Origin of the sequence: Virgibacillus halotolerans, from assembly GCF_016908515.1 — a bacterium.
GTDB lineage: Bacteria > Bacillota > Bacilli > Bacillales > Amphibacillaceae > Virgibacillus_M > Virgibacillus_M halotolerans.
Genome location: NZ_JAFBEA010000012.1, coordinates 22,523 through 34,991, shown reverse-complemented (window position 1 = coordinate 34,991; position 12,469 = coordinate 22,523). Strand labels below are relative to the sequence as shown.

Below are 12,469 nucleotides of genomic sequence, written 5' to 3'. Positions count from 1 at the left end.
TCGCCAAGCCTTGTATGGTGAATGCCTTCGCCTGTGCTTAAGCAGATAGGGAAGTTATTCGAACATTGTCATTAAAACATTTGGTAAATCTTTTTGCCAATACTTCCAGGTATGTGTGCCATCTTCTAATTCCCGATAGGTATAGCTCGCACCTTTAGCGGTTAACGCCTTACTTAGCTCCCGGTTAGGTGTAACAAAATCAAGCGTCTGTCCGTTTGTTGTTTTGACAGCCGTTTCCGCTGTACCGATCGTATGATAAATATCAATCGCATGAATGTTTGACGTCTGTTCCACAGCATCGATCACGGTTTGATCAACATAAGGAGATTGCATCATCACTTTACCGAATGTGTTCGGGTATTTCAATGCCGTCATTAATGCTAATGTGCCAGCTAGCGAGTCACCGATTAGTGCTCGTGATTGCCCCATATGATAGGTAGGGAGTATATCATCAAGCAAAGGTACCACCTCATGGACAAGGAATTTGATATAGTCGGCTTGTTGCTCCCCATTCGGATGGTACTTCTTGCTGCGGTCAAATTTATCTCGATAGTGTATGCCGACAAATACGGTATTTGTTATTTCGTTATTGGCGTGCAGTTTATCACTTAGTGTTGCAATGCGCCCCATTTGATAATAATCATTTCCATCCTGCATTATACAAATATTATATTTGTATAATGGGGAGAATGCCTCTGGCTGATATAATGTTAATGTAAGGCTTTCAGCTAAATATTTACTTTCAATGATTTCTTCCACCATTTTTCCTTTTCTTCCCATTAATATACACCTCAGGTTCGCCATAATTATTCAATTCATATTATATCATTAATTTGCTTGCTCTAACAATTGCTTGGTTTGCAGCTGGTAATAGTCACCTTTTAATTTCATCAGCTCATCATGGCTTCCTTGTTCGATGATTTCCCCATGGTCCAGCATAATAATCTTATCCGCTTCCTGGATCGTATTGAGGCGATGCGCGATAACAAAGCTTGTTCTACCGTGCATCAGTCGTTTTAATGCTTCCTGAATTTTTAATTCGGTGATCGTATCAATATTACTTGTTGCTTCATCTAAGACAAGGATGGATGGTTCAGCAATTAATGCCCTTGCGATTGTTAACAATTGCTTTTGTCCCTGACTGATACCACTGCCATGCTGATCGAGAATCGTATCATATCCGCTCGGCAGTTTGATAATGAAATCATGTGCATTGGCATCTTTTGCTGCATGAACCACTTCCTGATCTGTCGCATCCAAACGACCATAGCGAATGTTATCCCTGATGGTTCCTTGAAACAAAAAGGAATCCTGTAATACAAATGCCATATGTTGCCTTAAACTGGACCGTTTAATATCCTTCAAATCGACCCCGTCTAGTGTCAATTTCCCACTGTCATAGTTGTAAAAACGGGCAATTAGATTAATAATCGTTGTTTTGCCTGCCCCGGTATGCCCAACAAATGCCACCGTTTCACCAGGGTGCGCTTCTAAACTGAGATCCTTCAAAATCGTTGTTTCCTCGTAACCAAAAGAAACATGGTCAAAGACAAAATGCCCCGTGGTGTCAGACAAGTCCACTGCTGTACTCTCATCGGTTTCCTCTTGTTCCTCATTCATGACATGAAATACCCGCTCCGCACCCGCGATTGCCGAAAGCAGGACGTTGAATTGGTTGGAGAGTTCATTTAACGGTCTAGTGAATTGTCGTGCATATTCGGTGAAAATAACAATAACCCCAACCGTAATGTGTCCGTTGATCGCCAAAATACCACCAACTAACGCAATCATTCCAAAGCTTAAAAAGTTCAGCATGTTCATTACTTTAGGGATAAATCCGGCAATTGTTTGCGCCCAGAAACCCGTATGCTGCAGTTTGCTGTTTTTCTCTTCAAACTCATCGATAACACGTTCTTCCTGTGAAAAGGTTTTGACAATATGCTGACCGGAAACGATCTCTTCTACATAACCATTCAGATCACCGAGATCCTTTTGTTGCAATTTGTATAAGGGACCAGTACGCTTCGTAATCCACCTCATTCCGAGAAACATAAACGGAATCACACCCATGGTTACCAACGTTAAAAGGGGACTTAGTATCAGCATGACTACAACGGTTCCGATTAGTGTAATCACGCTGGAAAAGATTTGGATAACCGATTGATTCAATGTGTTATTGATATTATCCACATCATTTGTCACCCTGCTCATTAATTCTCCCTGTTGTCGTTTATCAAAAAAGGAAATCGGCAGGTGATGGAAATGATGAAATAAATCATGCCTTAAATCGTATACCGTATTTTGTGCAATTCCAACCATCCAGAAGTTCTGCAGGAAAATGGACAGGGAATGGAATAAATAAACCATTAGTAAGCCAAGCAATAGCATACCTAATCCGGCTGTCTGCTTCGTCACAATAAAATCATCAATCGCCATTCCAATTAAATAGGGTCCAAGCAGTGCCAGACCAGAACTTACGATCACCATCAAAATGACGAGGAAGAGCTTGGCTTTTTCTTTTGCCATATAAGACCAGATTCGTTTAATGGTTCCCGCGGTGTTTTTCGCTCTCTTTTTTTCTTTTTTATCGATGTTTTCTAAAGGAATCCGTTGATATTGAAAAGGTTGTTTTAATTTATTGAACGGCATTGGTATACTCCTTTCCAAATTGTGATTCCACAATTTGCACATAAAGGTCCGACTGTTTAAGCAATTCATGATGGGTGCCGGTTTCCAGTACTTTTCCTTCATCCATCAATAAAATTCGGTCAGCATTCATCGCAGTGGATACTTTTTGTGTAATAATGAATGTTGTACAATGATAGTCCTGAATGGCATCTAGCAGCCTCGATTCTGTCGTCAGGTCCAGCGCACTTGTACTGTCATCGAGCATTAATATTTTTGGTTGACGAATCAAGGCGCGGGCGATTGAAATGCGCTGTTTTTGTCCACCTGACAGGTTAACCCCTTTTTGTCCGACCTTCGTATCATATTGCGCGGCAAGTTCTATAATTGTATCATGAATTTGCGCATCTTTAGCCGCTTGGATGATCTCGTCTTTTGTTGCATGTTGCTTTCCCCAAGCGATATTATCGGCAATCGTGCCGGTGAACAACAGGGGACTTTGAGGGACATATCCAATGCTTGCTCGAAGCTGTTCCATTGTATAATCCGTAATGGCTTTTCCATCAATCATAATGGATCCTTTGCTCACCTCATACAATCGGGGGACGAGCTGGAACATCGATGTTTTTCCAGATCCTGTCGCACCAATGATCGCCAATTTTTCCCCGGCACCTACACGAAAAGAAATATCTTTTAAGATTGTTTCGTTCGTATTTGGGTATTTAAAGGAAACGTGGTCATATTCCACATCTCCATGTTGCACTGCCATGTGTTGATCTGCCTCGAAACGGTCATTTTTGTTCACCTTGACTGTAAGGACATTGCTGATCCTATCCGCGGAAGCTTTCGCACGAGAGAAGCCCATAATAATGAATGTGAACATCGAAACCGACATGGATACCCTTAATGCATAGTTAACAATCGCAACCACGTCACCGACAGAAGTTTCTCCGGCAACCGATTGGATGTTACCGAACCAAATAATGAAAATCAGGCTTAAGTTCATGACAAATAAGAGAATGGGGGAGGACGCCTCGACAAAGCGGAACGTCTTTTGAGTAATATCTGCCAAATTTCTATTTGCTTTTGTAAACCGGCTCTCTTCATGATTTCTACGCAGAAATGCCTTGATTAACCGCATACCAGCAAGGTTCTCTTGCATTACACGGTTCACATTGTCCACACGCCGTTGTACCTTATCAAATAAAGTTGTTGAAACTTTGAGTACCCAGAGAATAAAAGCAACCAATAACGGTACGGTAATAAGGAAAATAAGTGCAAGTTTTGCATTCACAATAAATGCCATTACCACACCACCAATTACAATCAGTGGTGCCTTAGACATAATCCGGAGCACCATGAAAATCGTATTTTGAATCTGTCTGACATCATTTGTAAACCTTGTAACCAGTCCGGAAGTCGGATACTGATTTAAATTCGCAAACGAAAACTGTTGAATCTTACGAAATAACTTTTCCCGGATATCATAAGCAAATCCGAAGCTTACATGTGAAGCAAAGAACGAATTTAATATACCTGCAATAAACGCCAGAAAAGCGAGGCCAATCATAATGCTGCCCCACATTACAATGTTATTGATATCCTGATTGACAACACCATCATTAATCATCTTTCCGAGGAAAAAAGGAAGGAGCAGTTCGACACCAAGTTCAACCAGCATTAAAGAAAAAGCCAATACCATGTGGAGTTTATATGGTTTTAAAAATGATAATACAAGCTTCACGTTATACCTCCATATTAAAAAAAGAACGATTTTAGTACCTTTATAATAGCAAATGTAGCTTGGTTTATCCAATAACTGTTTCGGAATTCGAAATAGTTTGGGGTCTGTCCCCTGATGCTCTAATGTGTTAAAGTGCTGGGGTGGATTTGTGATATTAATAAGAGAGTGAATCAAGGGCGAGGGAAAATATTCTATATGAAGACAAAAAGCGCCAAACGCTGATCAACAACGTTTGGCGCTCTGGCTATGATTCCGATTGGGCTCGAACCAACGACCTCTACCCTGTCAAGGTAGCGCTCTCCCAGCTGAGCTACGGAATCGTATGTAATAACGACAATACTTACTATATCCAATCTACCTGGTTCTGTCAATAGAAAAAACAACAAAATTCGCAAGGTGCTCATGAAGATGCAAAGCGAACGAAAAAGGTGCTCTTGTATGTTATCGATGTAGGGATATGTACCAACGGATCAAACAAAACTTATAATGGTCTGACCCGAGATTTATCGGGAAAGGGCAGCCTATCCTTTCCCACACCAACAATCAATTGAAGAAAGTCTTATATATGGCGGTTTTATATGGAGTGTTGCATGTAATATTGAAATTTACGGTTCTTATTTTAGTAGATATTCCCGTTTTTTATTTCATCCAACGCGTTTGTCAACGTATCGATTTGGGCTTGCATTCTTTCCAACTTCTGATCCAATTCTTTCTGTTCCTGCTGTTCTTGCTTATCTTCAATTTTTTCTTCTTCAATCGCTTCTAATAGCGCTAAGATACCAAGCGCTTCGCCTATAGTACTGAAAACAGACGCTATCAGTTCGAGTTTAATACTTAAATCTAATGGCGACTGCTCAGTTTGTTGTTCAGCACTCTCATCATTTTCCCCCATCTGATCGCCCCTCTGTATCAGGATTGATGAGCTTCATACTAAATATATGCTGAAGCGAAGTATTCATACGTATTTTTTGACGGGGGAACTTATTTAATAAGTAGACCAGCAGCATCCAAATCATGACATGCTGCTTCGATTTTATCGTTTGAATCTGCTTCCAGTGTGTGTAAATGAATACCTGCTGTTAAGGCAGATAAATAAGTGGCTTTGCTATCATTTATTTTCTTGACAAATTGGTTTACTTCCGCACGATTGCTTACCCTAATCGACGCCGTTATATCACCATATACCGCATGTTCCACAATGACATCTTTCACGGTAACGCCATGATCGACAATGATTTGTAATTCTTCCAGCGTTTGCTCGGCTGTATGATTACAGACAATGACACTGCGCCGTACATCCACTTCGTTTTGGTTTAGTAGCATGTATCCTTGACTTGTCGCAATAATGGGTTCATTTTTAGCTTTTAAAATAGAAACGTCCTGGACGATAACTTGTCTACTCACATTTGTTTGCTTTGCAAATTCACTGCCGGTAATCGCGCGGTTGGTTTCTTTTAGTCTATCCATAATTAGCCTCTGCCTTGCTTCAGAGGACATTTTCGTTTGGTCTTTCATCATAATCCTCCTCTTGATACTTTCATCTTTCAACAAAATTTTCCACCATTCGAAAAAAATCTGCTTGCTATTATAATAGTCTTATGTAAATATAGATGTCAAGACACCTAGATAGATATCTGTAAATGTTTAGTCGTTTTAATGTGAATATTTTCACGAACTATGCATTCCTATACCACATAAAAATAATATAAGGAGTTATGATGATGAATCAATTAAAATTACGTACACAGCTGGAAACTTTTTTGTTAGAGGATATTGGAGACCAGGATATCACCAGTCAAAGTATCTTTCCGTCTGATAAAGCAGGAAAGGGCGTATTTATCGCAAAAGCGGAAGGCATTATTTCCGGGTCAGAAGTGATCAAAGCGGTCTACCACTTATTGGATCCATCGATTGAAGTTGTTGCTCATAAAGCCGATGGGGAACGGGTTACCAGTGGGGAGAAAATCGCTGATGTGGCTGGACCAATAACGCATTTACTCACAGGTGAGCGGGTGATTCTGAATATCATACAGCGGATGAGTGGAATTGCGACGATTACGAATCAGTGTGTAGAAGCGCTGAACGATGCTACGATCCAGATTTGTGATACTAGGAAAACAATGCCTGGGCTGCGCATGTTTGATAAATATGCAGTTACCTGCGGTGGTGGGAAAAATCACCGGCAGGGATTGTATGATGGTGTCATGATTAAGGATAACCATATTTCTTTTGCAGGATCGATTACGGCAGCGGTCGAATCTGTTCGGGGGCAAATCGGTCATATGGTAAAAATAGAAGTGGAAACAGAAACAAAAGAAGAAGTACTTGAGGCAGTTGCCGCGGGAGCCGACGTGATCATGTTTGATAATCGTTCACCAGAGGAAGTCAGGGAATTTGCTACATACGTTCCGGAGACAAGCGTAACCGAGGCTTCTGGAGGAATTACGCTGGAAAACTTGGCATCTTATCAGGACACGGGGGTCCAGTATATCTCGTTAGGATTTTTAACCCATTCTGTACAGGCATTGGATATTAGCTTTCAAAGAGGGCAATAAAAAATGAGTGGATCAGCAATTAGTTTGTTAGGTTGGAAGTTTAGCAGGCTTAGCGCATTGTTTTTAGGGATATTGTTTTTGACTGCATGTGGGAACGAAGCGGCTTCTGGTTCGACAGTAAACGATTCGATTCAAACCACAATCATTGGTGGTCGAACGGGTGGCGCGTGGTCTGTGTTTACAGAGGGCGTTGCAGAATCGGTCCGGCGGGAACATGATGGAGCCATGATTACAGTGGAACCCGGCGGAATCGTGGAGAATCCGCCAACAGTAGGTACAGACACTGTTCCATACGGCATGTCTTATGCCATGACTGCATACGCTGCTTATCGCGGTGAGGAACCGTATGATAAATCCTATGAAGATATCAGGGCTGTCAGTGTGGTTGTCCCAGCTAATTATTATCAATTTATCGTCAAAGCAAACACGCCATATGATTCTTTCGAGGCGCTCATTGAAAATAAGGCAGCCCTTCGTTTGTCTGTGGATCAAAAAGGATCAGCGGGTGAGATTATTACCCGATATATTTTAAAGGAATATGGGATTACTTATAACGATATTATCTCCTGGGGTGGATCTGTTGATCATTTAGATGATGCCAAGACATTTGAACTGATGGCTGATAACCGGATTGATGCGACGGGGGACGCTGTGTCCGTGCCTTCCAGTGATATTATCGAAGCATCGACAACCATGGATCTTAAACTGTTCTCCATCAACCCAGAGATAATGGAAGCAGTGTCAGACGATCTTGGAATGGAGACAGGTACGATAGAAGCGGGGAGTTATCCGTTTGTAGAGGAAGATAAAGATACAGTAAATACACCAGCTATTTTAATTGTACATAAAGATGTACCGGATGAAGAGGTTTATGAGGTAACCAAATCGATTTATGAAAACCTCGACTATTTGGGGACGGTACATAAAGAGTTTAAAAACTTAACAGAACAAAAAATGATGGATGTGGGACAGGTTCCACTACACCCAGGGGCGGAAAAGTTTTTCCGAGAAAAGGGGTTCATCGATTAAGCGAGTCTATTTCATCCTACTTTAAAAACAATAAGAGCACTTGCCGGAGAAAGAAGGTTTTCGAGTCGTGGATTTTTTTAAAAATAGTGTAACCGGATGGTTTACGGAAGGGGATAAACGTGAATTATCCGGGATTTCTTTTAAAATAGTTGGCATTACTGCATTTGCTTTATCGATATTTCAAATTTGGGCCGTTGTCTGGGGAAAATTAAATCCAATTAACCAAATGGCGATACATCTGGCGTTTATATTAGGATTAACCTTTATGATATATGGCTATTCTAAAAAAACAGGATCCAGTCGCATGCCGACATGGGGCGATTATGCTTGTACAATCCTTGCCTTTGGGGCAGGAATATATTTCACAGTCCATGCCGAGCGAATTGCGGAAAGAATTCCGATCATGCATCCTCTAACCTATCTTGATCTATTCTTTGGGGTGGTGTTTGTCCTTTTAAGTATTGAAGCAGCGCGTCGGGCGATTGGTTTTCCAATTATCGTTATTGTCTTTATCGGTATCGCTTATGCTTTAGGAGGCCATCATTTAAACGGACTATTGGCACATCGGATGTTTCCGCCTGTAGAAGTTTTGGATGATTTAGCCTTTAGTTTTAATGGACTATGGGGTTCACCAATTTCAGTGGCAGCTTCTTTTGTGTTTATGTTTATGTTGTTTGGAGCATTTTTAAATCATGCAGGAGCAGGAACTTTTTTCTTCCAGCTTTCAACCGCAATTGCAGGTAGGTCGAAGGGAGGGGCTGCCAAGGTAGCGGTACTGGCCAGTGCATTGTTTGGTTCGATATCCGGAAGTCCGACAGCAAACGTGGTGACGACTGGAACTTTTACAATTCCTGTAAGCAAGCGCACGGGCTATAAGCCATCATTCGCTGCAGCAGTAGAAGCTGCTGCTTCTACTGGGGGAAGTATTTTACCACCGATTATGGGGTCATCTGCCTTCCTAATGGCAGCTGTAACCCAGATATCATATGGGGCGATCGTCATTGCTGCGATTATTCCAGGTGTGCTTTACTATGTTTCCTTGCTTATTATGGTCCACTTTGAGGCATTGCGATTGGATTTACCGCGTGCGGCCAGGGAAGACATCCCGCGTATTGCTAATGTGTTGAAGGAAGGCTGGTACTATTTTATTCCTTTAATTGTTTTAGTCTTGTTCCTTGTTCAAGGTTACAGTCCTTCTAAAACGGGGCTTTATGGGATATTATCCGTTATCATGGTTAGCTGGTTTAACAAAAATTCACGAATGGGTATCAGGAAAATCATGATTGCGATGGTCGATGGCGCCAAGTCGTCGATACCGGTAACAACAGCTTGTGCAGCGGCAGGACTCGTTATAGCCGGTATTATGTCGACTGGGCTTGGTGGGAAATTAACCAGTATTGTCCTTGGATTAACGGAAGGGATGCTGCTGCCTACATTGGTATTCGTGATGCTCATTTGTATTATTTTAGGCATGGGGATGCCAGTTGCGGCCGCCTATATATTAACAGCAATGTTAGCGGCACCAGCATTAATGGAATTAGGGGTTTCTGGCCTGTCTGCCCACTTGTTTATTGTATACTTTTCCATATTTTCAGCGATTACGCCTCCTGTTGCTGTGGCCGCGTTTGCGGCAGCCGGGATTGCCGGCAGTAACCCTAACCAAGTAGGACTGGAGGCTGTTAGGTTGGGATCAGTCGGTTTTATTGTTCCGTTCCTATTTGTGCTGGAACCAGCCTTGCTGATGGAAGGTTTGGTCGTCGAGATCGTTGTATCGATAATCACTGCGATCATTGGTGTGATCACACTCGCAGCAGGTGTGATCGGTTGGCTGGTTACAAGTACCACTATTCTGGAACGAATCCTTTTACTAGCAGGTGGTTTATTAACCATGTATCCTGGTTTCGTGTCAGATGGTATTGGTATCGGATTGGTCGTTTTGGTCTTAGCAATGCAGCGGAGGCGGATGGGTATGATTTCCCGGGAAATTTCGCGTGATGAACGTGTGCTGGGGGAAAGGACCAGTGAAGGGTAGTAGAGAAAAAAGGGTCAATAGCCATCTATGAATATTTGCCTATTGACTCTTTTCTTTTACAATTGCTTCATCTTTTTCAATCGGATGGATGGCAAGCTTATCTGTTACCCTTAAATCAATATGACAATAACCATTCGGGTTCTTTTCCAAATAGTCTTGGTGCTCATCATCCGCCAAATAAAAGTTATCTAAAGGCTGTACTTCGGTGACAATCTCATCTTCATAGGAAGCCTGTTGCCTATTGACAGCTTTTTTAATGATGGTAGCATCTTTCTCATCCTGAAAATAAATACCGGTGCGATATTGGACGCCAACATCATTCCCTTGTTTATTTTTTTAGGTCGGATCAATGACAAGAAAAAGGTCATCCACTAATGTTTCCAAGTCAATCCGTTCAGGGTCATAGGTGACTTCTACAGCTTCAACGAATTTGTCATCACCTTTGATTACATCCTGATAGCTGGGATTTTCTTTGGTTCCATTGGCATAGCCTGATGTGACGTCAGATACACCATAAATATTGTTCTAATGATTGAAAAGTAATAACTCCATTTGAAAGCCTCATAAGTATCCATTCAATAACCTCATACCAATACATAATGATGTAAGAGTTAAGGCAGAATATATGCTAGGAGGTGTTTTTATTAATGGGTAAAGATAAGAAGCATCAAACAAATAACGGGGTCAGTGATGAACAAGCAGTACGAAAAAATCTAACTAAGGAATTTGATCATGAATTCGCCAATGAACCGTTAACCCCAGCTGAAAAATATAATAATAAGAAAACAAAAAAGCGGCAGTAAATCTTCATTTTCAACGATAGAAATATGGACTCGGGGTATGTATAATAAAAATGAGTTTGGGACGTTAACCCAAACTCATTTTCGTCAATGGAGTACTGTGAACTTGTTGCTTGCAATTTTACTCCACAGCAGCATTTTTCTCCGCTTTTTTGGCCTTTTTATTTTCCATTGCCTGAATAATAACGGCTCCGGAAGCATCACCTGTTATATTTACCGATGTTCGGAACATATCCATAAAACGATCAACGCCCGCGATGACGGCAATCGCTTCGAGTGGTAAATTGACAGTCGTTAAAACCAATGTGAGCATCACCAGTCCGGCACCGGGGACTCCTGCAGTTCCAATGGATCCCAGCGTGGCAATAAGCACGATCGTCAGCATTTGTACAAATGATAAGTCAATGCCATAGGCTTGTGCTGTAAAAAGTGCGGCAACACCTAAATAAAGGGAGGTGCCATCCATATTGATGGTTGCACCTAATGGTAAGACGAAACTTGATATTTTTTTCGAAACGCCTAATTGATCCTCAGAGCATTTGATCGTAACGGGTAAGGTCCCACCACTGCTTTGTGTCGTGAACGCGACTAGGCTTGCAGGCAGAATCCCTTTGAAAAATCGTAATGGACTCATTCCTCCAAGCACTTTCACACCGATGGAATAGGTGATGATTGCATGCACAATACAACCGACAGCGACTACGGTAACCAGCTTAATTAAAGGAAGCAACACGGAAAGCCCATATTCTCCTATGATTGGTGCCAACAAGCCAAATACACCAATTGGAATTAGTTTCATGATGATCCAGGTAATTTTATACATAATTTCTGCTAGGCCATCAAAGAATTGATAAACAGGTTCTGCCTTTTTTCCAACCATCGTAATACCAAGACCGATAAATAGAGCAAAGAAAATAATTTGTAGGATATTACCGCTTGATAGACTTTCCAGCGGATTTGTTGGAATAATCTCCAATAATACATTGACAACACCGCCAGTTTCAGCAGTTTCTGGAATGTCGCCTGTCGTGGAAATATCAACGCCAGCACCAGGCTGGAATAAAACCCCAGCAAGTAGACCAATGCCAACAGCAATAAAGGTGGTAACTAAATAATAAACAATCGTTTTCCCGCCAATTCTTCCAAGTGTTTGCATATCACCTGTACTGGCAACCCCCACGATAAGTGAAGAAACAATTAATGGAATAATAATAAATTGAATAAGACGTAAAAATAGGATGCCAAGCGGCTCAACAATTCCAATACTTGGTCCAAATAAAATTCCAGCTATGATAGCGATTACAAAAGCAATCAGGATTTGCGTCAGGAGACCTATTTTTGGAATTCGTTTCACAAATGTTTTCCCCCTTCATAAATATGAATGTAAATTTTTTTAGTCTTGCTATACCTCCTTCCTAAAATTGTAAAAAGATGTATAACAATAGCGTCTTATTAAATAAATATGAGGTACAAATACAAATAAGAACGTATTAATATTCTGTACAAAATGTCTTTTGCCAGATATAAAAAAGATAAATAACCATCAAAGCAGAAAATTTCGACATGATACATACATGAATCATTCCCCCCGTTTTTCAAATAAGGGGTTTACATTACTATCGGCATGCGATATAGTATGTGTATTATATCGTAAGACGATATAACGTATCGCGATATTGGTTGG

At 41.2% G+C, this 12,469-nt stretch carries 10 protein-coding genes, 1 tRNA gene and 1 pseudogene; 4 read left to right on the top strand and 8 right to left on the bottom strand.

Going from position 1 to position 12,469, the window contains the following annotated elements:
- Positions 1-54: 54 nt before the first annotated feature.
- From JOC34_RS19505 to JOC34_RS19480, 6 genes are all read right to left on the bottom strand, one after another.
- Entirely contained in the window at positions 55-780 is a 726-nt protein-coding gene (locus JOC34_RS19505) for an alpha/beta hydrolase (protein WP_205138466.1), read from the bottom strand.
- Positions 781-828: 48 nt separating this feature from the next.
- A complete protein-coding gene (locus JOC34_RS19500) occupies positions 829-2,649 on the bottom strand; it encodes an ABC transporter ATP-binding protein (RefSeq protein WP_205138465.1) in 1,821 nt (606 codons plus the stop codon).
- Positions 2,636-4,369 (bottom strand): ABC transporter transmembrane domain-containing protein, encoded by a 1,734-nt coding sequence (locus JOC34_RS19495; RefSeq protein WP_205138464.1) that lies wholly within the window; start codon positions 4,367-4,369, stop codon positions 2,636-2,638. Before JOC34_RS19495 ends, JOC34_RS19500 begins: the two co-directional genes overlap by 14 nt.
- 247 nt (positions 4,370-4,616) lie before the next feature.
- Positions 4,617-4,689: transfer RNA gene (locus JOC34_RS19490), tRNA-Val, on the bottom strand.
- Positions 4,690-4,988: 299 nt separating this feature from the next.
- Positions 4,989-5,261, bottom strand: a complete 273-nt coding sequence (locus JOC34_RS19485; protein ID WP_205138463.1) for a hypothetical protein — start codon at positions 5,259-5,261, stop codon at positions 4,989-4,991.
- Between the two features lie 89 nt (positions 5,262-5,350).
- Positions 5,351-5,890, bottom strand: a complete 540-nt coding sequence (locus tag JOC34_RS19480) for a 3H domain-containing protein (RefSeq protein ID WP_205138566.1) — start codon at positions 5,888-5,890, stop codon at positions 5,351-5,353.
- Positions 5,891-6,090: 200 nt separating this feature from the next.
- On the opposite strand from JOC34_RS19480, the gene nadC reads away from it, so the two are divergent.
- The 3 genes from nadC (at position 6,091) to JOC34_RS19465 (ending at position 9,985) form a co-directional block, all read left to right on the top strand.
- Positions 6,091-6,924, top strand: a complete 834-nt coding sequence (gene nadC, locus JOC34_RS19475) for a carboxylating nicotinate-nucleotide diphosphorylase (protein ID WP_205138462.1) — start codon at positions 6,091-6,093, stop codon at positions 6,922-6,924.
- A 3-nt stretch (positions 6,925-6,927) separates the two neighbouring features.
- On the top strand, positions 6,928-7,953 hold the full coding sequence (locus JOC34_RS19470; protein ID WP_205138461.1) for a TAXI family TRAP transporter solute-binding subunit: 1,026 nt from the start codon (positions 6,928-6,930) through the stop codon (positions 7,951-7,953).
- 67 nt (positions 7,954-8,020) lie between these two features.
- Complete coding sequence (locus tag JOC34_RS19465; RefSeq protein WP_205138460.1) at positions 8,021-9,985, top strand: TRAP transporter fused permease subunit; 1,965 nt, start codon at positions 8,021-8,023, stop codon at positions 9,983-9,985.
- A 39-nt stretch (positions 9,986-10,024) separates the two neighbouring features.
- On the opposite strand, the pseudogene msrA reads toward JOC34_RS19465, so the two are convergent.
- Positions 10,025-10,504: pseudogene (gene msrA / locus JOC34_RS22070) on the bottom strand (peptide-methionine (S)-S-oxide reductase MsrA).
- Between the two features lie 128 nt (positions 10,505-10,632).
- Here msrA and sspO point away from each other — a divergent pair.
- Positions 10,633-10,788 carry a small acid-soluble spore protein O gene (gene sspO, locus JOC34_RS19455; protein ID WP_205138459.1) on the top strand — a complete coding sequence of 52 codons (156 nt, stop codon included), beginning with the start codon at positions 10,633-10,635 and terminating at the stop codon, positions 10,786-10,788.
- 118 nt (positions 10,789-10,906) lie between these two features.
- Here sspO and JOC34_RS19450 read toward each other — a convergent pair whose 3' ends face one another.
- Positions 10,907-12,139: a cation:dicarboxylate symporter family transporter gene (locus tag JOC34_RS19450; protein WP_205138458.1), complete on the bottom strand. Its 1,233-nt coding sequence runs from the start codon at positions 12,137-12,139 to the stop codon at positions 10,907-10,909.
- Positions 12,140-12,469: the final 330 nt, after the last annotated feature.

Coding starts and splice junctions, on each gene's coding strand:
- JOC34_RS19505 (WP_205138466.1), bottom strand. CDS start 780: ATGGGAAGAAAAGGAAAAATGGTGGAAGAAATCATTGAAAGTAAATAT.
- JOC34_RS19470 (WP_205138461.1), top strand. CDS start 6,928: ATGAGTGGATCAGCAATTAGTTTGTTAGGTTGGAAGTTTAGCAGGCTT.
- JOC34_RS19485 (WP_205138463.1), bottom strand. CDS start 5,261: ATGGGGGAAAATGATGAGAGTGCTGAACAACAAACTGAGCAGTCGCCA.
- JOC34_RS19500 (WP_205138465.1), bottom strand. CDS start 2,649: ATGCCGTTCAATAAATTAAAACAACCTTTTCAATATCAACGGATTCCT.
- nadC (WP_205138462.1), top strand. CDS start 6,091: ATGAATCAATTAAAATTACGTACACAGCTGGAAACTTTTTTGTTAGAG.
- sspO (WP_205138459.1), top strand. CDS start 10,633: ATGGGTAAAGATAAGAAGCATCAAACAAATAACGGGGTCAGTGATGAA.